This is a genomic window from Halotia branconii CENA392 (assembly GCF_029953635.1).
Taxonomy (GTDB): domain Bacteria; phylum Cyanobacteriota; class Cyanobacteriia; order Cyanobacteriales; family Nostocaceae; genus Halotia; species Halotia branconii.
This window is the reverse complement of sequence record NZ_CP124543.1, coordinates 914,107-934,964: the sequence shown is the minus strand read 5'-3', so window position 1 is coordinate 934,964 and position 20,858 is coordinate 914,107. Positions and strand designations below refer to the sequence as shown.

Sequence of the window (20,858 nt, the reverse complement as noted above, 5' to 3'; positions counted from 1 at the left end):
ATGGCTGTTGACGAAAAAATCAGACAGATAGCTTTCTACGGTAAAGGTGGTATTGGTAAGTCCACCACTTCCCAAAACACCCTAGCTGCTATGGCAGAAATGGGTCAACGCATTCTAATCGTTGGTTGTGACCCTAAAGCTGACTCCACTCGTTTGATGCTGCACAGTAAAGCTCAAACTACCGTGCTTCACTTGGCTGCTGAACGTGGTGCAGTTGAAGATTTGGAACTCGAAGAAGTAATGCTCACCGGTTTCCGTGGCGTACGTTGCGTAGAATCTGGTGGTCCAGAACCCGGTGTAGGTTGTGCTGGTCGTGGTATTATCACCGCTATTAACTTCTTAGAAGAAAACGGTGCATACCAAGACGTTGACTTCGTATCTTACGACGTACTAGGTGACGTTGTATGTGGTGGTTTTGCTATGCCTATCCGTGAAGGTAAAGCACAAGAAATCTACATCGTTACCTCTGGTGAAATGATGGCGATGTATGCTGCCAACAACATCGCTCGTGGTATTTTGAAATATGCTCACACTGGCGGTGTGCGCTTAGGTGGCTTGATTTGTAACAGCCGTAAAGTTGACCGCGAAATCGAATTGATCGAAACTCTGGCAGAACGTTTGAACACCCAGATGATTCACTTCGTACCCCGCGACAACATCGTTCAACACGCAGAATTGCGCCGGATGACTGTTAACGAGTACGCACCAGATAGCAACCAAGGTCAAGAATACCGCGCTTTAGCTAAGAAGATCATCAACAACGAAAAGCTCACCATCCCCACACCCATTGAGATGGACGAACTAGAAGCACTGTTGATCGAGTTCGGTATCCTCGAAAGCGACGAAGAAGCAGCAAAACTTATTGCTGCTGACGCTGCTGCTGCTGCTGCTAAATAAACATTTAGCACAAGTCAAAAGGAAGAAAATTCTTCCAACATTTCCTTCTATCCCCCAGGGGACTACGAGTCCCCAACCCCACAGGGGAAAAAAGGCAGTTAAACAGCCCTACCCATTCCCCCATACCCGTTCCTTAGGTGCAAGAGAGGCTACAAAATGACTCCTCCAGAAAATCAAAACATCATCGAAGAAAGAAAAGAACTAATTAAAGAAGTTCTAGATGCTTATCCTGATAAAGCTAAGAAAAAACGGGAAAAGCACTTAAATGTATACGAAGAAGGTAAGAGCGATTGCGGCGTTAAGTCTAACATCAAATCTATTCCTGGTGTAATGACTGCTCGTGGTTGTGCTTATGCAGGTTCCAAAGGTGTGGTTTGGGGTCCTATTAAGGACATGATCCACATTAGCCACGGGCCTGTTGGTTGCGGTTACTGGTCTTGGTCTGGTCGTCGTAACTACTACATTGGTACAACAGGTGTTGACACCTTTGGTACCATGCACTTCACCTCTGACTTCCAAGAACGGGATATCGTTTTTGGTGGCGACAAAAAACTCTTAAAGCTCATTGAAGAACTCGAAGTCTTATTCCCCTTGAACCGTGGTGTTTCCATTCAATCTGAATGTCCCATTGGTCTAATTGGAGATGACATCGAAGCTGTTGCTAGAAAGTCATCAAAAGAAATTGGCAAGCCTGTTGTTCCTGTACGTTGCGAAGGCTTCCGGGGTGTTTCTCAGTCTTTAGGACACCACATTGCTAACGACATGGTGCGTGACTGGGTATTCACCAGAGCCGACAAAGATAAAAAAGAAGGCAATTTACAATTCGAGTCTACCCCCTATGATGTAGCTATTATCGGTGACTACAACATCGGTGGTGATGCTTGGGCTAGCCGTATCCTTTTAGAAGAACTCGGCTTGCGCGTAGTTGCTCAGTGGTCTGGTGATGGTACTATCAACGAAATGTTGATGACTCCAAATGTAAAGATGAACCTCATCCACTGTTATCGGTCGATGAACTACATCAGCCGTCACATGGAAGAAGCTTACGGTATACCCTGGTTGGAATACAACTTCTTCGGCCCCACCAAGATTGCTGAATCTTTACGGGAAATTGCTTCTAAGTTTGACGAGAAGATCCAAGCAAACGCTGAGAAGATCATCGCTAAGTATCAGCCTACAATGGATGCGATCGTTGAGAAGTATCGCCCCCGTTTAGAAGGTAAGACCGTTGCCATGATGGTCGGTGGTCTACGTCCTCGCCACGTTGTACCCGCTTTCCAAGACTTGGGTATGAAGATGGTTGGTACTGGTTATGAATTCGCTCATAACGATGATTACAAACGTACTACCCACTACATCGAAAACGGCACCATCGTTTATGATGACGTGACTGCTTACGAGTTCGAGGAATTTGTTAAAGCACTTAAGCCAGACTTAATTGCTTCTGGTGTGAAAGAGAAGTATGTCTTCCAAAAGATGGGTCTTCCTTTCCGTCAAATGCACTCTTGGGATTACTCCGAACCTAGCGATCGCTCTTACAAGTCAAGTCAGGCAAGTTTTTTACTATAGTGGTAGAAAAAAGAGTCAATTTTTAGCCTAAATGCAAGTTTTAGGGTTATTCGGTAACAATCTCTTTTGATGCTTAAAACAATATAACTCTTATTCAGTCTAGTTTTAAGATTTGAATTGCATTTTGCTCAAAGAAAAACTGTAAATTAAAAGACTATTTTCAATGACAACTTTTTAGATTAAATGGGGCGATTGCTTTTGCTGAATAAGATGACGCGTTAATAAAACTAATTTATGAGATAGCGCGATCGTCCAATAGTCCGTCGTAGACATCGCAGTAAAAAAAAGTAGAGTATTGTTGCACTCTACCTCGTTGCAGCACTATGTCAAGCTGTTTTAGACTTAGAAAGATACTACACAGTTTATGATCACCATGAGCTATCAGGATATCATTACAATCGAACCTGACAAGCGAGGTGGTAAACCTTGCATTCGACGGATGCGAATCACCGTTTACGACGTTCTCGGTTGGTTGGCGGCTGGTATGTCTCATGGGGAAATACTAGATGACTTCCCTGAATTAACAGAACAAGATATTAGAGCTTGTTTGGAGTTTGCTGCTGATCGTGAGCATCGTTTAGTTGCCTCTTTAGGAGATGCTAAACCAACGGTAGGTGGTGTTTGAAACTACTTTTTGATCAAAATTTGAGTCGCCTACTAGTAACTCAATTAGCAGACGTTTTCCCTGATTCGAGTCATGTTCAGCTTTATGGGTTAGAAGTAAAGACTGATACTGAAATATGGGAATTTGCTAAAACAAATGACTTTTGCATCGTTACTCAAGATGTAGACTTTGCCGAAAGAAGCCGTTTATATGGTTCTCCGCCTAAAGTTGTATGGCTACGTTGCGGAAATGCACCAACAAACTTGAGTTTGGACTAATCTGCATTTAGCAGGAATGAAGAGAAGGCAAAAGAAAGTTACCCAGCTTTGTTAGAGGCTGAGTTAAGTGGAATCGTTAAAAAAGAAGCAGAAACTAAGCAGCAGTTAGATTAGCGTTCTTAAGTGATTCTTCGGTTTTAGGTTTTTTAGATGCGTGTTTTTTGACAGTGAGATAACGGGGACGTTGAGGTGGCTGATGCCCTTGGGCACGCCCAGGTGATAACCCTTGAGTTTTCGGGGGTTGAGCAGGAGTGCCAATAGTGGCTAAAATTAGAGGAAAGGCTTGTGCTACACGTCCTGGAGACAGTTTATCCTGAGTCGATTGCCAGGGCAAGGGGGAATCAATACAGGCAACTCTTGCGAACCAGAGTTGCCAAGTTAGCAGGGGCATCAAGTCACTCCATCGCTCTGCGGCCCGAGTAGAACTCAATTGAGGCTGTGTCCAATATAACCTCTGCTTGGCAAATCGATACCAATGCTCTAAAGCAAAGCGGCATAGGTATTTTTGCCAGAGATTCTCTAATGGAGGCATTGTCTGACCCAACCAAGCTAGCCATAAAGGTTGAAACTTCCGATTACGTCCTACTGGTTGGAGTACCTCGACGCGAATGATTTCCATTGCCCGGTTTGGGGACTGAAGGAAATGAAATCCACTCCAACGCATTACTTTCACTCGACCAACTTTCGGGTCTTCAACTTCCAGAGTTTCAGTTGCCTCTGGCCAAGTTTGGGGGTCATTGAGCTTAAACTTGTGACCATGTTTACATGGTGCGCCTCGTCCTTTATAAGTACCGGGTGTACCCCATACACATCGGTTAGATGCTAAACGCAATAATAGGTCTGCGTTAATCTCCTCCGTGGCTTGGACAAATTTGGCGTTGCCGTAGCCTCGGTCATAAGCTGCAAGTGGTCTAGTGCCTAACTCACGGGTGACAAGTTTTAGTTGGAATGCGGCTTTACTCGTTGGCGTTTCAAAGGTGGTTATCCGTTCATGTTTCAACGGTAATGCCCAACTCCCATCCGCCTCTGGTATCCACGCTAACGTACTGTAACTTTGTCCGATGCCTATGCTCCCCCCTCTATCCCCATGAAAAGTTCTTTCTTTTAGTGTCTTCGCTTCTGGTCTTGCCCAAAAGCTATGATCTCCTGCTAGAAATGGCTGTTCATCCGTCTCTACCTCCTGTACCAGTAGCTTCATCAGCAACATTTTCGGTGGACGACTATCATGTAGTGCTGCATAAATGCTCGACCATTGCCGTCGAAATACTGGGCTTTGTGACAAGCTTACAAATGATGGGATACTCGGACTTGTCAATACTGCATCCATCAATTCAAATACTGCATCTTTGGCCTTCCCCAAACTATCGTAGATACCTTGGCGGAATTTTTCTAGTTGTGTCAGGATCATCACGTCAATGATTTATTGATTACTTTCATTGACTTTACGGCAGTCAGTGTTACTGCTGACTGCTTTTCTCTAGCTTTTTAGTCCAAACTCCAGAACAAAACAAGTTGAATCTTTACTTCGTTCTGGGGTGGAAGTAATTCACAAACTACTCAATAATCCAAGTCTGCATTGCTTAGAATTGTACTAAAGCTTTCCTTTTGAAAGATTGTCTGCGAGATGTACAATAAGTAAACTGTTGTAGCGATCGCTCTTACAAGTCAAGTCAGGCAAGTTTTTTCCTATAGTGGTAGAAAAAAGAGTCTATTGTTAGCCTAAATGCGAGTTTTAGGGTTATTCGATGACAATCTTTTTTGATGCTTCAGACAATATAACTCTTATAGGGTAAGTCAAGACTCCAATCTTCAGCATAATCTAAAATGTATTCATCATCTGGAACTTCAATTACAGTATCTAACCGTTCAGCTTTGTTGACTAATCTGACTTTGTAAATTGCCATAAGCATCAGCCTAAGTTATAGTTTATTAGTTATGTAGTTTTTCGAGTAATCTTTAAACTTTGTAGCTGTTTGTTTCCAGTACAAGACTAAATTCAGTACCAAAGTTTTTGTTCGTCTACTGCGTTTAAATTGTTATACTTCTTCGTTTTAACTATTGATGTTACCCATCAAAAGTTGTCGTAGATATTGGTGTAATAATGGCAAGCCTGTAAAGAAGGTTATAATAAGAAAGGCACTCATTAATATAGTTACTAGTGCATAAAATAACCATGTGATAAATCTCCGTAAAATTACTAATACTGATGTGTGATTTCCATGATTTCCGTATTCAGCGTTGTCATCAACAAGCTTAGACAAAAGATATAAAATAAACTGAAACATTCTTGAAATTAATTCAGATAATTCTTCAGCAAGAACTTCTCCAACTTCTCGCATTTTTTCCCAGTAGAAACGCACTTCTATAATACAAATTGTAAAAAGAGATTTCATGAGATTGAAAAAGTTAGTTGAAATCCACTTAACTGCATTTGCCAAGTACAACAGAGCTATTGCCAAAAGTAAGAAAGGGACTACTGTTGCTGCAACTACAATTTGACTACCGCTCTGAGCATTTCGTATAATGGCCTCCAGCAAGAAACTGAGAGACCTTATTAGTGCTGTCGGCGGATATCGATTTATGAATTGCCAAATTTTCCGCATTTTTCAAAAACTTAAGGTAAAACTCTCTATGAGGGAAACGTGGATTGGTGAAGTATATCTAGTTATTAAACTGATAATTTCCGTTTAATTACCTGATTTAGGATAGTTATCTGAAATTTTTGCATTTAATACCTGTATTAAAATACTATACACAAACTTTTCTTTTCATGTAATTACTTAATTTAAAGTGGTTATCCAGAATTTTTCTATCTCTCCCGCTCACGAGAAAAGCGAAAAGAAAAAAATTTATGGCAACGCCGCTTTTGGGAACATATAGTTAGAGACGATGTTGATTTTGCTAATCATTGTGACTACATTCACTATAATCCTGTGCGGCATCAACTGTGTGAATCACCTCAGCAATGGGCTTTTTCGAGTGTTCATCGTTTTATCCAGCAGAACATTTACTCGTTAAATTGGGGTGATGGTGAGGTTCAACTTGTTTCTGATATTTGGGATGTTTGAGATGATGGTGCGTTGCGCTTTGCGACAACGCACCCTACTGAATTATGCGTGATGAGGGGGTGCGATCGCATTAAACTATTACTACCTCTATTAACAATTCGGCTATCTTGATGAAATCCCAATGATGGCGCGTTAATAAAACTAATTTAAAGGATGGTGCGATCGCCGAATAGCCCGTCGTAGACATCGCGGTAAAAAAAGTAGACCATTTGTGCGATCCGCCTCGTTGCAGCACTATGTCAAGCTGTTTTAGACTTAATTTTGATCAAAATTTGAGTCAGTCAGCTACAACAGCTTTGTTTTATCGTTTGCGGGGTTGCTTAAGAGGTGTTGAAATAATTCGTCTGCTACTTGCAGCTTGCTTCTGTCGCAAATCATCACAAATTGCTTTAAGATCGTAATTAAAAGTTTTGGCGTGTTCTTCTCGGATTCTATAAATTTCCTCTAGAACTTCATCTCTCCACATTTTTACTCTCCCATTAGCTCGTAAGGTGTACAAATAGTTGGTAACTCATATCCAACATCAAAGCTGATTTGAATTAACTTTTTCTGGATTTGGGCGTTAGCAATGTGTTTACAATTCCACGTTAACAAGTAGTCCAAGCCGTAGACTGTAGCTACTGCAATGTGAAGTGCGTCATCAGCAGCTTTGGGTGGGAGGTTACTTTTTGCAAGGTATTGAGCCGCCAAATTCTCAACAGCTTCGTTGACTTCGAGTAAGGGAAAGTCACTTAACATTTTGAGCCGCCTTGTTGCTATCTCAGCATCGCCCCGTGCTACCTCGTCTAAGACTGTTTGTGAAATGTAAAGGTCAAACTGAACACGGCGAATATCCCACCATTGCCGTGTGGCCTCTACATTTGCCATCAGAATTAAATTATTGCTTGGTCTAGCAGTCAGGTAGCCAATGATACTAGTTTCAATATAGACACTTTCACTCATACAGGCTTTAAAAATTGCCTTCTCCATCGTTTACGAGTAATAAAATAACACGCATCTCAAAACCCCTGATGTTTTAATAATTCTGTCGCCCATATAATTCATCTGCGATCGCTAATTTTAGACTATATGTAGCGATGTCTACGATGGGCTTCTCTACAAGACGCTATGCGAACGCCTACGCATTCACTCAACAACAAGCTTGCGATCGCTTCGTTGCACCGTGATGTCAAGCTGTTTTAGACTTAGAAAGATGCTATGCAGTTTATAATCGTCATGAGCTACCAGGATATTATTACAATTTACTATACAAATTAATCGGTGAATTTCTGAACAATTGTCTGTACAATTGCCAAAATCGCTCCGACGTTATCCAAGTAATATCTTTGCTTATCGAGCAAAGCCACTTTTTGTGAAAGTTGCAGAAACTGCCATACTTCTCCTGTTGTCACGCATCCATACATGGGTATTTCTACTTGTCCAGATGAACGATTGAATAAATCTGCCGCCACCATTTGGGCGATGCACTGTCCTAACCCAGCTTCAACATCATTTTTCTTTGCTTCTACAACCGTGAGAATTGGCGATCGCAAGGGTGGTAAAGGTGGAGCTATTGCTAAAATAAAATCACATTCTCCAATCAAGCCCTGTACAGGATCGACATCTAGTCTTTGTCCAGAGAAAATTGCCAACCTATCTTGGCTGAGATCACGACAACCTAGCAAAATCGGTACAATAATAAATTCGCTCCGAGCCTTTTCACTAATTAGAGCTAATTGGGTTCGCTTTCCTAAAGTTTCATTTAACCACGAAGGAATAGAAAGAGGTACAAGCTTAGGAAACAGATCGGCTTCTTGGGTAGTGATTCCCAAAACAGTCGCAGCTTTTTCTAGAGTAAAGTCGCTGTACGCCATAATTTTGCACTGCTTTATATGACGTTTTCAATAAAAGAGAATTGCTTCTATTTTACTCCTTTCTCAAAGTAGTCCGTCATATCGATGTTTACAATAGGCTATGTTTACGTCCCAACTTAACAATAAGCTACTGCATACTTATAAATTGTGTGTCATCTATTCAATTTTCGGTGGCTTCGGTTTCAAACTCGACTTTGCGGTACAAATCAGCGATCGCAATTTCTACATTCACCGATTCCAGTCGCAATATTTCATCCAAATTATACTCTGATAGCACCCATTTTCCCTGTTCATTGCGCCGAAAGACTTCTACACTCGGTTGAGCTACTTGTACTAAAACATATTCTTGCAAGATTGGTAATTGGCGATATTTGGCAAACTTTTTCCCCCTATCGGCTGCCTCTGTTGAAGGTGATAACACTTCGATAATTAAGCAGGGAAATTGTATTAATTGTGGATCGCGATCGCGCTCGTCGCAAGTTACCACCACATCTGGATAAAAATACTTTTGCCCTGGCTCAACTTCTACCTTCACATCTACAATGTATACTTCACAGGAGCGATCTGCTAAAGCATCATCTAAAAGCTTAAAAAAATTTCCGGAAACCCGATTATGGTTGCGTGTAGCACCGCTCATCGCCACAATTTCGCCATCCCAATACTCGTAGCGTTGCTCTTGGGTGGGTTCCCAAACTAGATATTCCTCTGCACTCATTAAGACGGGATCTGGTAAAGCAACCATCGTTTAAGCTGGCAATGGTTTTCTTTTCTAGGATAGCGAAAAAAGGCGTTCTCTTGATTTTTGTACAACAAGTTTAACTGCGATCGCCTAACTCTATAAAAGCACTGCATTTCAGGGATTTTTTGAGATGCGATCGCTATACACTAATTGATCGCCCATTCTTATTGGCATATAAATTTAAACTGCTAGAATTAAAAAATTATTTTTATAGACCGTAACATGTTATACCAAAATTTTCTTTGGTTATTACCAATTACTGCTACTGTAAACTTTGTGGCTGTGATATCTCCGGCTCAAGCTAACTGTCCTGGTTCCGTTCCTCCACTTGAAGAAGTGCAGCCGCAAATGCAACAACGTTGGCAAGAATTACAACGCAGAAAAACTTATCCTTGGGGCAAAGCCCAAGTGTATAAAAGCTTGCAAGGAGATCGCATTACTCTAGCTTCCAGTTTTGATCAACTCCGTGATTCTCAAAAACAGGAAGTCTTAAACCTATTGCAACTTGGTAACAATCCACATAGTGTTTACGCTAGTGATGGTCGCTTGCTCTCGGCAGTGTATGATGCTTGTACGCGTTTTTTTATGCTGACTGAAAAGGCACGCTATAGCTGGTATTACAATAGCATTGGGCGATCACTTCCTAATAACTTCCCTCAAGAGGCTCTACGAAATGCTGGTAATCCTTCTTGGCGACAGGTGCGTGTACCAATAAGCCAGACACGAGAGCGCTCAATCCGCAATTTATTCTGGAACGAAATGGGCTACAGTCAGGCAAACAGTGGTCTATGGATTGCCTGGGTTCCAGAACATGGATATTTTGAAATTAATGTCCCCAATGGTTACAGTGTGCAGCAATTACAAAAATTTTGGGCTGTGGCTCCACGCAATTATCGTTATATAGTGCTATCTACTGACGGTACAATATTGATGGATGCCAACTTTGACACTTAAGAACGATATTATTGCAACAAAAAACAAGTAAGAATTAAGAATTTTCTATCAATAAATCCAAAATTAATACTTAGGCGATCGCCGCACTACAAAATAACACGTTATGATGCGATCGCCTGCAACGAAGCGTAATTAATCACATTATTTTTTTATTCTTAAAAAGCTTAAAAAGAAGTTAATCCTCAAATAACCAATCGACTTTAGATTAAATAGGTTAGTTAAATATCTAATTTTGACTTGTATGCCTAAATTAACCTTGCCTTTAAAAATAGCAGGAGGATCTGTCTTCCTGCTTTCCTTTTTTACTTTTCGAGCAACTAGTGCCACGATTTCTGAAGGATTTGAATCTGGTCAAAAAGGTGCTTATGCTGCGGCTGATATTAATTTGAGTACAGGTACTTGGAATTTGAATGATGCTTTAATTGGTAACTTATCAAGCGATGTTAAAAACGGTTCACAATCTGTTCGTATCCGCAACAACGGCAAAGTGACGATGAAATTTGATCGGACTACGGGCGCTGGCACTGTTACCATTAAACACGCTAAGTATGGTAATGATACTAGTACAACTTGGGGATTGTGGTGTTCGACCAATAGCGGTACTTCATGGACACCTATAGGTTCAATTATTACTACAAGCTCAAAATCATTACAAACCGCAACTTTCACCCCTAATATTTCTGGTATCGTTCGCTGTGAAGTCCGCAAAACTGATGGAACTTCCAACAGAACTAACATTGATGATTTTGTGATTACCGATTATGGTTCTTCCGGTTCTCCTTCTCTACCCGCTGGTTCTGTGCCATTCTTTGACAATATTAACAACCCTGTATCTGGATTAGCATACGGTAGCCCAGCTGATGTTACTCCCACTGTGCCAACTTTGAATAACTTTGACAGGGCGGTAACTGATCTTTGCGGACAACCTGGTACTGTTGTTAGTCCGTCTAACTTCCAGGCAATGATGAACAATAATCCTACCGTTTTGGCAAATATCAAACAATATGTGGGAGGATATTTAATTCCGGGGCGTACTTCCAATGCAGACTTCTTAGTTGACTTGACTAACGTCTGGTTTAACGTTGATGGTTTTGACCATGTTTTCTGCGGAGAACCAGTCGCCGGAGGTTCGATAGGTGGATTACATTTTGTTGGTCGTTATGTAGAACTTGAAGAAAAGGGTTTAGCTGGACGGCTAAATAATAATACATCTATGGAGGAAGTAGTTCCCAATACTGTTTATACAATGGGTGTGGTGATGAAAGTAGGCAATAGCACTTCTCAATCTTCTATCAAAGGTTATGCATATACTCTAAGTGCTGAAGAAATTCTCTCCCTTGCAGCTTTAGCTTACAAGAACAATCCTAATACTAGTTCTACTAACACTGTTTGTCATTGGAGTGTAACTGATGAAGGTAGAACCTTTAAAGCAGTGTTTGTTAGGAGAAGTGGCGGTGTCCGCACTTTTTACCCTGATGCTACTCCTGGTAGTAATCCTAACTGTGTGCAGTAATTAAATCAATTGCTAAATAGATGTAGGGTGGGTCAGCAAAAAATAATTAATATTGACACACTCTACAAAATCGATGCGATCGCACTTTGATCAGAAGAACCGCTAAATTAACCACAATTAAATACTAAGAATTATCATATTTTAAAGACAAACTAATAAATAAGATGTTAAGGAGATGAAACTCAGAAAAAATCGTCTTTGAAGAAACCGAGGTAAAATTAAGTTGTTTGGTGAAATTAAAGAATTACTTACTAGAAAATTTATCAAGTTTTTCCTTTTAACTTTATATAAGAAGGAAATTTGGGCAGGTATATGTAAAAAATTTTGGGATCAAGTAGGAACAAACATCCAACATATACCTACTTGGCTATTTGTTACAGGCTCAGTCATAATCTTGTCATTGCTTGCTATTTGGGTTGAAGACGAGACAAATATTCGCTCTATTCGCGATGTAGTGAAAATTATTTTTAAAAATGCTGATTCAATTGCTCTTGTTGCAGGAGTTATCTTGTACTTTAAAGAAATTCCTGAACGCAAAGCACAAAAGCATTATGAAGCATGGCAAGTCATTGATAATGCTGCGGCAGCTAAAGTCCCAACAAGTTATGCTCGCTTCAAGGCTCTTGAAGAATTAAATCAAGAAGGTGTAATGTTAAATGGCGTAGTAATGCCTGAAGCAAATCTGCAAGGCATCAATCTAAAATTTGCTAGCCTTTTTGATGCAAATCTTACCGATACGGATTTGTCTGATGCGAACTTGCAGGAAGCAAAGTTATTTAGAGCCAATCTTACAAGAGCAAAGCTTTCTGAGGCTAATCTTGTAGGAGCTGATATTACTGGAGCAAACCTCACTGGAGCCAAACTTAATAGAGCCAAGTTAACAGGGGCAAAACTAGCTGGAGCCAAGTTGACTGAAGCAAAACTAGCGGGAGCTGATCTACGTGGGGCTAGTTTGACAGGAACTGATCTGCGTGGAGCAAATTTGCTGGGTACTAATCTTTCATACGCCAGCTTTTTTGAAGCCAATTTAACTGAAGCGAACTTCTCAAATGCTAATTTGACTGAAGTTAAATTTTTCGGAGCTAATCTTGCTAAAGCTAACTTTGTGGGAGCAATTGGTTTATCTTTGAAAGAGATAAAAGAAGCGAAAAACTGGCAAAGTGCTATATATACTTCGGAATTTAGTATACAGCTAGGATTGCCAGAATTAAATCGAAAAGCTGATGATATCATGTCCGGATAATCGCTTACGATAAAAGCAGGGAGCGCAAAGATGAGTCATGCCAAAACGAATTAGTGTAGCCAAACATTTAAGTATTGAAGAGCTAGAAAAACGTTATCGTCAAGCTAAAGATGGCATAGAAAGCCGTCAGTACCAGATTATTTGGTTAGTAGCACAAGGTAAAAAAACGGAAGAAGTAGAGGAAATAGCAGGCTACAGCAAAACATGGATATACGGATTGGTAAAAAGATACAACGAATTTGGAGTGGGATACTTAGGCGATCGCAGGCAGTTAAACCAAGGTAAACAGCCTGTAGTGGATGATATGCAACAAGCACAGTTATGGCAGGCATTACAAGAGAAAGCACCAGATGGAGGGCTATGGAACGGTCGAAAGGTAGCAGACTGGCTAACTGAAGTCACAGGAAATCAGATCAGCCGACAGAGGGGATGGGAGATATTACGGCAGATGACTTTTAGACTCAGAGTACCTCGCCCGTCTCACACTAAAAGCGATCATTTTGAGCAAGAAGCCTGGAAAAAAAACTAGCGACACAAGTAAAACAACTCCAAACTATCTATCCAGATGCAGAAGTTCAGTTGTGGTGTGAAGATGAACATCGTTTAGGACTCAAACCGATTTTGCGACGAGTGTATGTACCTGAAGGAGAAACACCAATTGCTGATGTCCATTGGCGGTTTAAATGGTTATGGTTGTATGCTTTTGTACATCCCAAAACAGGAGAGAGCTATTGGTGGATTCTGCCTTACGTGAACACAGAATTGTTTAATCAGGTTTTGGCTGATTTTGCTCGTGAATTTGGATTAGGTAAAAATAAACACATTTTATTAGCTGTTGACCGTGCTGGCTGGCATACCAGTAAAAATTTACAGATTCCTGAAGGACTACATTTAACATTTTTGCCTTCTCACTCACCTGAGTTACAGCCGGCAGAAAGGTTGTGGACTTTGGTGGACGAACCAATCGCTAATCAATCGTTTAACTCACTCAATGATTTGGAGAATATTTTATTTCATCGCTGTCAGTCTTTACTTCAACAGCAAGATTTAATTCGTGGGTTAACTGGTTTTCATTGGTGGCTTCAGATTGGAGTTTAATCGTAAGTGATTATCCGGACATGATATGAAATGTAGAATCACAAAAATTAAATCAATATACATTGGAGTTTCCCACAGTTTTCAATGAATGGAGAAAACAATGTATATTGACTTTAAAATTAGTAAGCTGAAAAACACCTTTTTCAGTTAAATATGCAACTGAATCTATGAAACAGCTGATCTATTTTCTAGTTGCTAAAAGCATCTTTGATGTTATCAACAGCTTTTTCAACGACATTCTTGGTATTGTCTACTGCTTCTTGAGTCCGAGCTGCATCTTCTTCTGCTCTTTTACCAATTCGAGCCGCATCTCTGTTGGCTTTGCGCTCTAAAAAACTACCATCATCTGTAGCTCGATCAACTTTAGTGGCATTTTTGTTTGCAGTTTGCTCAACTTTATCTGCGGTGTCTCGGATAAAATTCTTAGTTTGTCTAGCGTCTTCACTAGCTTTGTTTTGAACTTTATCACCCATGTCTGCGGATGCAATCAAGTTCATAGCAGGACTAGCCATTGCTGCGGTATTAGAGAAAAACGCACCTTGCCAAACAAAAGCGATCGCTGATACACAAAATACAGTTGTAGCTATCCAACGTCCTACAGTAGAGAGCCGTTTTGTCAAATAATTCAGTTTCATAGGATACAAAATCTCAAAAGTTTGTATCCTATTTTTACTTTATTTGAATAATCGGCCAAATCGCTCTCTAGACAGAGGTTTTATTGTTGTAAGTTGATAAAAGAATTAATTCTTTCGTTCAATAGTTAAATGCATGAACATCGTGTATGTGGGAAAATACATTGTGACAATAGCACAACCCAATACATCAATCATCAGTATTTTTACAATGATTGCAGATTCAAATTAACGGGCAACAGGGAACAGGGAATAGGGAACAGGGACTGTCTGTGACGGAGGGCTGTTACCCCCCTATACGACTTTCCACCTATAGGTGGGGGACTCAGACCCATTGGTGGGGAGAGGGAACAAACGGACGAACTGTTGCCCATTGCCCGTTCCCTCTCCCGAAGGGAGTTAAAGCGTTAATACCGAATGTAGCAAAAAGTGGCGATCGCCTAATTTATCAAGTTATATTTCTCTCAATGCGAGGATCGGGGATCAGCCACATAATGGCGACTAAAATATATAAGACGCAGGACAACCACGAATTTACAAATGAAAGGGGAATTGCTACAGCATAGAACACTGGCGATATTTTGCCTTTAAAATCTCGACCAATTGCAGTCGCCAAAATCGAATCTTTACCGTGATGATCAATCAAAACACGGGTCAGTATGAAATAAGCGATCGCAGCAAACAGCAGTACAGTACCATAAAGGGCAACTGGCATGGCACTAAAATTATTTTCGCCCATCCAGCCAGTAACAAAAGGAATTAGCGACAACCAAAACAGTAAATGCAGATTAGCCCAAAGGATACGGCCATTAACATGTCGAACTGCTTGTAATAAATGATGGTGATTGTTCCAGTAAATACCGAGAAAAATAAAACTCAGTACATAGCTCAGAAATACTGGAATTATGGGACGTAGCGCGGCTAAATTAGCTTCATCTGGTACTTTCATTTCTAGCACCATGATGGTAATAACGATAGCAATCACGCCATCGCTGAATGCTTCTAACCTCCCTTTTACCATTTGTATACACGCTCCTTTTATGCTGATTTGAGAGTACTGTACCGCACCAGATAGCCTCATGAATGAAAATTGTCTATGCAATCAGTCGGCTCTTTTTGGAGGATATCAAAAGCTTCATCAGCAGCACAATAGTTACCAATTCGGAATTTAGCGGCGATCGCCTGCAATCTATAATTTATACAATTGAGCGCCGCTACAGTATTAATAGTGTAAAACACAGTTAATTTTACACATTATAAATCAGTAATAGCAATGTCTACAGCAAATAAAAGTTAGGTAATACCAATGGCTTATAGTGACTTTAACTTGACTAAGTTTAAAAAGGATTTTAATATTCAAATTGATGAGGAAATTGATTTATTTGCTAACATCGAACCTATACAAATAAGTGACAAATTAATATCTATTCTACAAGAAACCACAGAATTAGCTTTGGCAATTAATACCGAAAAAGCCCGCTCAGAAATGATTATTACGCCTATTTTGTTGGAAGTAAGGCGTAAAGCAAATTATCAGATTAGTTTGTTTTCTGGAACAGATTTTAATGTTGATGTCGAGAAGGGATTAAATGGTTATTGTGATTTTGTTATTAGTCGCTCAAAGGAACAGTTAACAATTAATGCACCTGTATTGATTGTTGTCGAGGCTAAGAATGAAAATCTTAAAGGTGGATTAGGTCAATGCATGGCGGCAATGTTAGCAGCACAAATTTTTAATCAACAAGAGGGTAATGAGATTAAAACTATTTATGGGGCAGTGACAACAGGGGATATTTGGAAATTTTTAAAATTAGAAAATACTATATTATTTGTAGATTTGAATAATTATTATATTAAAGAATTGAATAAAATTTTGGGTATTTTATGTCAATCAATTCAATGATAAAACTCCAAAATTTAGATATAAAATCAACTTTTTAAACTAAATGAAAAACCACCATATCGGCTCTTTTGCTGTGCAACTTGCCTCAGTCAAATTCCATCCTCTTGAATAATAATCCATACCGTTTTTAAGTTTATTAGGACTTACGCACTGGTGACAAAAAATAAGCCTTTGCGATTACTTCACTTTGTACCCTGCGGGAACGCTAAGAGCGAACGTAATGATGTAAAATCGTAATCCTTGCGTAAGTCCTGTTTATGTAATGCTGATGGAAACGCTTAAAAGCTCCACCGTTGACTACACGGTGTTAAGCGTATTGCTTTACGAACAATAAAAGTTTTTAAGCGTCTTTTAGTCAGGGAAAGCTAAACCAGTCATCGGGTCACGAATATACAGCCCTAAAGTGAGACTACGCAACACTTCATCCCAAATTGGGGTGAGTTGTTCTGCTTGATCTGCCCAATAATCGAAGGTAATCAAACACTGAACATTTGACCCCAAACCGATGCAAATTCGTGAAAAGGCTTCCCGTGGTTCTTCTTGAGTGTCAATAAATTTCAGTTCTGTCCACACAATCCTGGCGGTTTGACGCTTGAGGGTAATGATTTCTCCCTTAGCAATGACGTTGCGGCTGTCATCTTCTATAACTTTCTTTAAGGTAGATTTTAGAGGAAATAAGCTCCAGTCACGCGGTGGTAGGCGATTAAAAGATACTTCTAAAGCACAATCATCCTTCGGCGGTTTTTTGTCCATGAACTTGAACGATTTTTCTTGTGGCTCAAAAACCCAATCCTGGGGAACATTTAAACGAACAGCCCCCCTATCTGCGACAAAAATCTTGTAACCTGATGGAGATTCCCAGCGATGGTCAGGTTTTAGTTCAAGCGTTTCTTTAATCCACTGGAGATTGCTTTTTTTACGCTTTGCCATAGTTATTGTGCCAATCTGCTGAAGAGGTGCGATCGCTTATATTTAGGTTGTAGGCGATCGCCACTTTGTTAATCGTATCAAATCCCCAGCTAGTAGGGTACATTGTCGTTCAGGCAACGCACCATATAATCTACTGCATATATGGTTTAGTTAAGCTCTTAAGCAACCCCATAATTCATATATTGTCTTTATATAATGTCATCTTTGAGAATCATCTGTAATATCATGTCCGTTCAAATAACCGTCATTGCGACCGTTCGCGTTAGCGTCTCGAAGAGAAGGGAAGCAATCGCAAGGGCTAGGATTGCTGCATTCCGCTTCTCTAGAGATGCTACGCGTAGTTTGCTTCCCCGTAGGGATATAGGCATGACTTCGCTTAGCGCAATGACATTGTGTAATTAATTCTGTTTGACTACTTACATCAAGAACTTATACTTATTTAGCATTCTAGCGATCGCTTTTAGTTAGCAAAATAAGCTTTTACTTTCTCAAACCCCAGTTTGCTTTCTCATTTTGGTGTTTTCCGCAAGTCAAATAAGCTTTTGCTTTCTCAAACCCCAGTTTGCTTTCTCATTTTGGTGTTTTCCGCAAGTCAAATAAGCTTTTGCTTTCTCAAACCCCAGTTTGCTTTCTCATTTTGGTGTTTTCCGCAAGTCAAATAAGCTTTTGCTTTCTCAAACCCCAGTTTGCTTTCTAGTTTCAGTAATTCACGCAATTTGCTGTAATTATTTCTGTGTAGCAAAAACTATTTTAGATTTGCCAAAATTCTCTCAGGCTGATCTGTAGGTCAATTTTTTAAAGTAAAGAATAGTAACCATACTAAATTACAAGGTGTAAATTATGGCTCGTAGAAAAAGAACTTCCCCAGTTTTAGAAAGAGCAGTGCGTCGTGCGGCTGGCATCAACTCAATTGATCCGAAGTTAGATTTAGGCAATGGACTTACCTTACCTGCCTTTTCAACCTTGATTGAGACGATGCGAGCTAAGGAAAATGCCTATAATAGTGCCCTTTCCAGCTTGGATAAACTATACCGTGAGATGTTGGAAACAGAGGACGAGTTGGGAGATATGACAGAACACATGCTCATGGCAGTTGGGACTCGATATGGCAAAAGCAGTGTAGAGTACGGCATGGCGGGAGGAGTTCCTAAAAACCAGCGCCGCAGAGGACTACGAGGCGAATCACCGACTGCTAGTTCACAGCAAACATCATTTGTTGCCAATGTAGACAGTAATGGGAATGGAATGAATGCTGCATCTAAAAGATAATAAAAGCGGCTAAGAGCATAACAGTAATTTTCACTATTAACAACACAATTGAGCAACAGTAAAATCTCTTTATGTCATCCCAACCATATTTGTTCCTACTTTAACTTTCCAACTTTCTTAAAAAATCTGCAAGCAAAGTCTTATTCTGAAAAGTTGCTTTAATTGTGTCATTATTGCTGTAATCAATGATGACCTCGAATCTATCAAACTTACCATTGGGACTATTAATATCAAGTATATTTAGCTCTGTAATTGCATCATTAATGCTTAGAAACTCGTATCTTATACCAAAAAGCGGAATGATAATTATTTTGGCAATATAACGCTCAAGGCAATTTTTGAGTATATCCATAAATTGCTCGACTTCTTGTTTTGAAGCTTGCATCAAAGCTTGCCGAAGTTTCTCTTTGTCTAAATTAGTGATATCAGCTAAAGTATTGGAGGCTTTGGCATAAATTTCGTCTGGAGTATCTTCGTCAAATGCAACGTCAAAACCAATTTCTTTAAATGCTGCTACAACATGTTTATAAGGAATATATATAATTGCAAATCCATTATTTCTCAGCTGATCCAAAGCCGGTTTAGTAAAATCTCCCGCTAACACCGCACCATAAAATGGGGCTGACAAATGATGAAGTTCAATAATAGGTAGTATAGCGCCTTGGATTTCTTGAGCTTTATTTTTTGAATGTTTTGTATATCTACGCCATGCAGACTCGATAAATGCAACAGGTCTACCAAGCTGGTTATCTGTACCATCAATCTCAATCACAAAATCTAAATCATGTTTATTGCCATATTTATCTTCCCATGTAACTTTTTTACCGCTTCTTGCAGGACGCGATCGCTGCCAATCGAGATAGTAGTTTTTGGTTTGTGCAAACTCTTGTAGTCGGGGTTTGAGGATATCGTCAAGCACAATAGCTTCAAGAAGTTTGCCTAAATTTTGCCCAAACTTATGTGATGGAGATTGTGCCATAAATTTACCTTCTATCCAAAGTCTTCCTTCATGCAGTGGAACATTATGTTTTCTGTTTTTCCACTTGATGTTACGCTGCCTAATCTGCTCAAAAGACCAGAAATCAAATCCTGCTGCAACGGCTAATTTACCAAGCCATTTTTCAACCGGAACATATACTCCATAAGGAGCTGAATCTCCTACAACAAAACAAGTTTTACAATCTGATGTCGCAACTCGATGTAAAGCATGAAATACAAACCCCATATCGATAAAATAAGCGGCAATCATCGTATGATACGCTTTATTACCACCCTTGGTTTTGCGAATGTTTTCTAGTTCTTGGCAAACAGGTATTAACTCATCTCGAATCGGATCTATAATCGATTCAGCAATCAAATTAGTTAAGCTTAGTCGATCTTTGGAAACATGTTGTGAACTGGAGCGAATTAAAAATTTACGAACTGTCTCATGTAAATCTCCCCAAGAATTAACTTCGCCCCAGAAGGTCATTTCAAGACGTGTAGCATCTGCATAATCGTAGTTGTTTGCATAAGGTGGAGAAGTGATTACTAAATCTATTAAATTATCTGGAATACTTTTTAAATTTCTGGCATCATCTTGAATGAGATGGGTTTGACTAGATTGAGTAATAGATTGCATTTGATACATATCTTCTTGCATCAAATCAACCTGCCTTTCTAGTGCTTCAAATGGCTCATATACCTTAGCTTTACGCTTATTAGGAAGAATATATTGCCACTGTGCTGTATTTACATGACTTGATGAGCGTAAAATGGCAGAAATTGCTAGAAAAATCAGAGATTGTAATTCTTCAGATAAAGATGGGGCTATTTCAAGATAAGCTTGTCTAATTTTGAAGAGATCTATTAATGTTTCATTTGTATAACATTTGCTTAATAAGACTGGGATTTTTTCTGGAAGATTTGGCTGAAGACTTGCAGCAAAACGCTTAATTTTTGTAACTGCTTCCAAAAACGCATGAATATCTACCACCCATGCAAGTTTCCCTTTTGCAAGCCTATAAACAAAAGAATGCGCTTCAATACCATAAGAATTTATACCAAGCCGATCAGCTGCAATACATACAGTACCTGAGCCGACAAATGGATCAAGGATAGTTTGAGGTTCTAATTCTGTAATTACTTTTTCAACCCAATCTGCTGAAAATCCGGCAGAATAACGAAACCATCTATGGATAGGTAATTTCATGTTATCGGTAAATGTACCTGTCCTCTCTTTAATAATTTTTGATTGAGCATTTTGTTGTGGTTCAGGTACTAAATTGAAAAGCTGAAGCTGAGAATGCTTAATCATTGAGTTTTATGA

20 protein-coding genes and 2 pseudogenes are annotated in these 20,858 nt (G+C 39.7%); 10 read left to right on the top strand and 12 right to left on the bottom strand.

The window, feature by feature from the left end:
* The 4 genes from nifH to QI031_RS04205 all read left to right on the top strand — a co-directional run bounded on the left by nifH (position 1) and on the right by QI031_RS04205 (position 3,348).
* Complete coding sequence (gene nifH / locus QI031_RS04220) at positions 1–897, top strand: nitrogenase iron protein (RefSeq protein WP_281483964.1); 897 nt, start codon at positions 1–3, stop codon at positions 895–897.
* Positions 898–1,053: 156 nt separating this feature from the next.
* Positions 1,054–2,466, top strand: coding sequence for a nitrogenase molybdenum-iron protein alpha chain (gene nifD, locus QI031_RS04215; protein ID WP_281483963.1), 1,413 nt, complete (start codon positions 1,054–1,056; stop codon positions 2,464–2,466).
* 373 nt (positions 2,467–2,839) lie between these two features.
* Positions 2,840–3,091: a DUF433 domain-containing protein gene (locus QI031_RS04210; RefSeq protein ID WP_281483962.1), complete on the top strand. Its 252-nt coding sequence runs from the start codon at positions 2,840–2,842 to the stop codon at positions 3,089–3,091.
* The gene (locus tag QI031_RS04205) at positions 3,088–3,348 is read left to right on the top strand and encodes a DUF5615 family PIN-like protein (protein ID WP_281483961.1); all 261 of its coding nucleotides are present in this window, start codon (positions 3,088–3,090) and stop codon (positions 3,346–3,348) included. Before QI031_RS04210 ends, QI031_RS04205 begins: the two co-directional genes overlap by 4 nt.
* Before the next feature lie 94 nt (positions 3,349–3,442).
* Here QI031_RS04205 and QI031_RS04200 read toward each other — a convergent pair whose 3' ends face one another.
* From QI031_RS04200 to QI031_RS04170, 7 genes and pseudogenes are all read right to left on the bottom strand, one after another.
* Positions 3,443–4,756, bottom strand: a complete 1,314-nt coding sequence (locus QI031_RS04200; RefSeq protein WP_281481499.1) for an NF041680 family putative transposase — start codon at positions 4,754–4,756, stop codon at positions 3,443–3,445.
* Between the two features lie 376 nt (positions 4,757–5,132).
* Positions 5,133–5,252: pseudogene (locus tag QI031_RS04195) on the bottom strand (2Fe-2S iron-sulfur cluster-binding family protein); the annotation flags it as partial.
* Positions 5,253–5,399: 147 nt separating this feature from the next.
* Positions 5,400–5,951, bottom strand: coding sequence for a hypothetical protein (locus QI031_RS04190; RefSeq protein WP_281483960.1), 552 nt, complete (start codon positions 5,949–5,951; stop codon positions 5,400–5,402).
* A 766-nt stretch (positions 5,952–6,717) separates the two neighbouring features.
* Complete coding sequence (locus QI031_RS04185; RefSeq protein WP_281483959.1) at positions 6,718–6,882, bottom strand: hypothetical protein; 165 nt, start codon at positions 6,880–6,882, stop codon at positions 6,718–6,720.
* Between the two features lie 2 nt (positions 6,883–6,884).
* Positions 6,885–7,358, bottom strand: a complete 474-nt coding sequence (locus QI031_RS04180) for a type II toxin-antitoxin system VapC family toxin (RefSeq protein WP_281483958.1) — start codon at positions 7,356–7,358, stop codon at positions 6,885–6,887.
* Between the two features lie 311 nt (positions 7,359–7,669).
* Positions 7,670–8,269: a hypothetical protein gene (locus QI031_RS04175; RefSeq protein ID WP_281483957.1), complete on the bottom strand. Its 600-nt coding sequence runs from the start codon at positions 8,267–8,269 to the stop codon at positions 7,670–7,672.
* A 160-nt stretch (positions 8,270–8,429) separates the two neighbouring features.
* Complete coding sequence (locus QI031_RS04170; protein ID WP_281483956.1) at positions 8,430–9,011, bottom strand: Uma2 family endonuclease; 582 nt, start codon at positions 9,009–9,011, stop codon at positions 8,430–8,432.
* A 219-nt stretch (positions 9,012–9,230) separates the two neighbouring features.
* Here QI031_RS04170 and QI031_RS04165 point away from each other — a divergent pair, with 219 nt between their 5' ends.
* From QI031_RS04165 to QI031_RS04150, 4 genes and pseudogenes are all read left to right on the top strand, one after another.
* Positions 9,231–9,962, top strand: coding sequence for a hypothetical protein (locus tag QI031_RS04165; protein ID WP_281483955.1), 732 nt, complete (start codon positions 9,231–9,233; stop codon positions 9,960–9,962).
* A 241-nt stretch (positions 9,963–10,203) separates the two neighbouring features.
* Positions 10,204–11,475 (top strand): EndoU domain-containing protein, encoded by a 1,272-nt coding sequence (locus QI031_RS04160; RefSeq protein WP_281483954.1) that lies wholly within the window; start codon positions 10,204–10,206, stop codon positions 11,473–11,475.
* Between the two features lie 223 nt (positions 11,476–11,698).
* The gene (locus QI031_RS04155; RefSeq protein WP_281483953.1) at positions 11,699–12,718 is read left to right on the top strand and encodes a pentapeptide repeat-containing protein; all 1,020 of its coding nucleotides are present in this window, start codon (positions 11,699–11,701) and stop codon (positions 12,716–12,718) included.
* Between the two features lie 37 nt (positions 12,719–12,755).
* Positions 12,756–13,816: pseudogene (locus tag QI031_RS04150) on the top strand (IS630 family transposase).
* 188 nt (positions 13,817–14,004) lie between these two features.
* Here the strand turns inward: QI031_RS04150 and QI031_RS04145 are convergent.
* The 3 genes from QI031_RS04145 to QI031_RS04135 form a co-directional block, all read right to left on the bottom strand.
* Positions 14,005–14,451, bottom strand: coding sequence for a hypothetical protein (locus QI031_RS04145; protein WP_281483952.1), 447 nt, complete (start codon positions 14,449–14,451; stop codon positions 14,005–14,007).
* A 445-nt stretch (positions 14,452–14,896) separates the two neighbouring features.
* Complete coding sequence (locus QI031_RS04140; protein ID WP_281483951.1) at positions 14,897–15,469, bottom strand: TMEM175 family protein; 573 nt, start codon at positions 15,467–15,469, stop codon at positions 14,897–14,899.
* A 56-nt stretch (positions 15,470–15,525) separates the two neighbouring features.
* Positions 15,526–15,687, bottom strand: a complete 162-nt coding sequence (locus tag QI031_RS04135; RefSeq protein WP_281483950.1) for a hypothetical protein — start codon at positions 15,685–15,687, stop codon at positions 15,526–15,528.
* Positions 15,688–15,754: 67 nt separating this feature from the next.
* Here QI031_RS04135 and QI031_RS04130 point away from each other — a divergent pair, with 67 nt between their 5' ends.
* Positions 15,755–16,351: a hypothetical protein gene (locus tag QI031_RS04130; RefSeq protein ID WP_281483949.1), complete on the top strand. Its 597-nt coding sequence runs from the start codon at positions 15,755–15,757 to the stop codon at positions 16,349–16,351.
* A gap of 351 nt (positions 16,352–16,702) precedes the next feature.
* On the opposite strand, the gene QI031_RS04125 is transcribed toward QI031_RS04130, so the two are convergent.
* Positions 16,703–17,281 carry a hypothetical protein gene (locus QI031_RS04125; RefSeq protein WP_281483948.1) on the bottom strand — a complete coding sequence of 193 codons (579 nt, stop codon included), beginning with the start codon at positions 17,279–17,281 and terminating at the stop codon, positions 16,703–16,705.
* A gap of 840 nt (positions 17,282–18,121) precedes the next feature.
* Between QI031_RS04125 and QI031_RS04120 the strand changes: the two genes are divergently transcribed.
* Positions 18,122–18,550 (top strand): hypothetical protein, encoded by a 429-nt coding sequence (locus QI031_RS04120; RefSeq protein WP_281483947.1) that lies wholly within the window; start codon positions 18,122–18,124, stop codon positions 18,548–18,550.
* A gap of 100 nt (positions 18,551–18,650) precedes the next feature.
* Here the strand turns inward: QI031_RS04120 and QI031_RS04115 are convergent, their stop codons facing one another.
* Positions 18,651–20,846 (bottom strand): DNA methyltransferase, encoded by a 2,196-nt coding sequence (locus QI031_RS04115; protein WP_281483946.1) that lies wholly within the window; start codon positions 20,844–20,846, stop codon positions 18,651–18,653.
* Positions 20,847–20,858: the final 12 nt, after the last annotated feature.

What these genes read in the sequence shown, in the direction of transcription:
- nifH (WP_281483964.1), top strand. Translation starts at nt 1, where the DNA reads ATGGCTGTTGACGAAAAAATCAGACAGATAGCTTTCTACGGTAAAGGT.
- nifD (WP_281483963.1), top strand. Translation starts at nt 1,054, where the DNA reads ATGACTCCTCCAGAAAATCAAAACATCATCGAAGAAAGAAAAGAACTA.
- QI031_RS04210 (WP_281483962.1), top strand. Translation starts at nt 2,840, where the DNA reads ATGAGCTATCAGGATATCATTACAATCGAACCTGACAAGCGAGGTGGT.
- QI031_RS04200 (WP_281481499.1), bottom strand. Translation starts at nt 4,756, where the DNA reads ATGATCCTGACACAACTAGAAAAATTCCGCCAAGGTATCTACGATAGT.
- QI031_RS04190 (WP_281483960.1), bottom strand. Translation starts at nt 5,951, where the DNA reads ATGCGGAAAATTTGGCAATTCATAAATCGATATCCGCCGACAGCACTA.
- QI031_RS04185 (WP_281483959.1), bottom strand. Translation starts at nt 6,882, where the DNA reads ATGTGGAGAGATGAAGTTCTAGAGGAAATTTATAGAATCCGAGAAGAA.
- QI031_RS04180 (WP_281483958.1), bottom strand. Translation starts at nt 7,358, where the DNA reads ATGAGTGAAAGTGTCTATATTGAAACTAGTATCATTGGCTACCTGACT.
- QI031_RS04175 (WP_281483957.1), bottom strand. Translation starts at nt 8,269, where the DNA reads ATGGCGTACAGCGACTTTACTCTAGAAAAAGCTGCGACTGTTTTGGGA.
- QI031_RS04170 (WP_281483956.1), bottom strand. Translation starts at nt 9,011, where the DNA reads ATGGTTGCTTTACCAGATCCCGTCTTAATGAGTGCAGAGGAATATCTA.
- QI031_RS04165 (WP_281483955.1), top strand. Translation starts at nt 9,231, where the DNA reads ATGTTATACCAAAATTTTCTTTGGTTATTACCAATTACTGCTACTGTA.
- QI031_RS04160 (WP_281483954.1), top strand. Translation starts at nt 10,204, where the DNA reads ATGCCTAAATTAACCTTGCCTTTAAAAATAGCAGGAGGATCTGTCTTC.
- QI031_RS04145 (WP_281483952.1), bottom strand. Translation starts at nt 14,451, where the DNA reads ATGAAACTGAATTATTTGACAAAACGGCTCTCTACTGTAGGACGTTGG.
- QI031_RS04140 (WP_281483951.1), bottom strand. Translation starts at nt 15,469, where the DNA reads ATGGTAAAAGGGAGGTTAGAAGCATTCAGCGATGGCGTGATTGCTATC.
- QI031_RS04130 (WP_281483949.1), top strand. Translation starts at nt 15,755, where the DNA reads ATGGCTTATAGTGACTTTAACTTGACTAAGTTTAAAAAGGATTTTAAT.
- QI031_RS04125 (WP_281483948.1), bottom strand. Translation starts at nt 17,281, where the DNA reads ATGGCAAAGCGTAAAAAAAGCAATCTCCAGTGGATTAAAGAAACGCTT.
- QI031_RS04120 (WP_281483947.1), top strand. Translation starts at nt 18,122, where the DNA reads ATGGCTCGTAGAAAAAGAACTTCCCCAGTTTTAGAAAGAGCAGTGCGT.
- QI031_RS04115 (WP_281483946.1), bottom strand. Translation starts at nt 20,846, where the DNA reads ATGATTAAGCATTCTCAGCTTCAGCTTTTCAATTTAGTACCTGAACCA.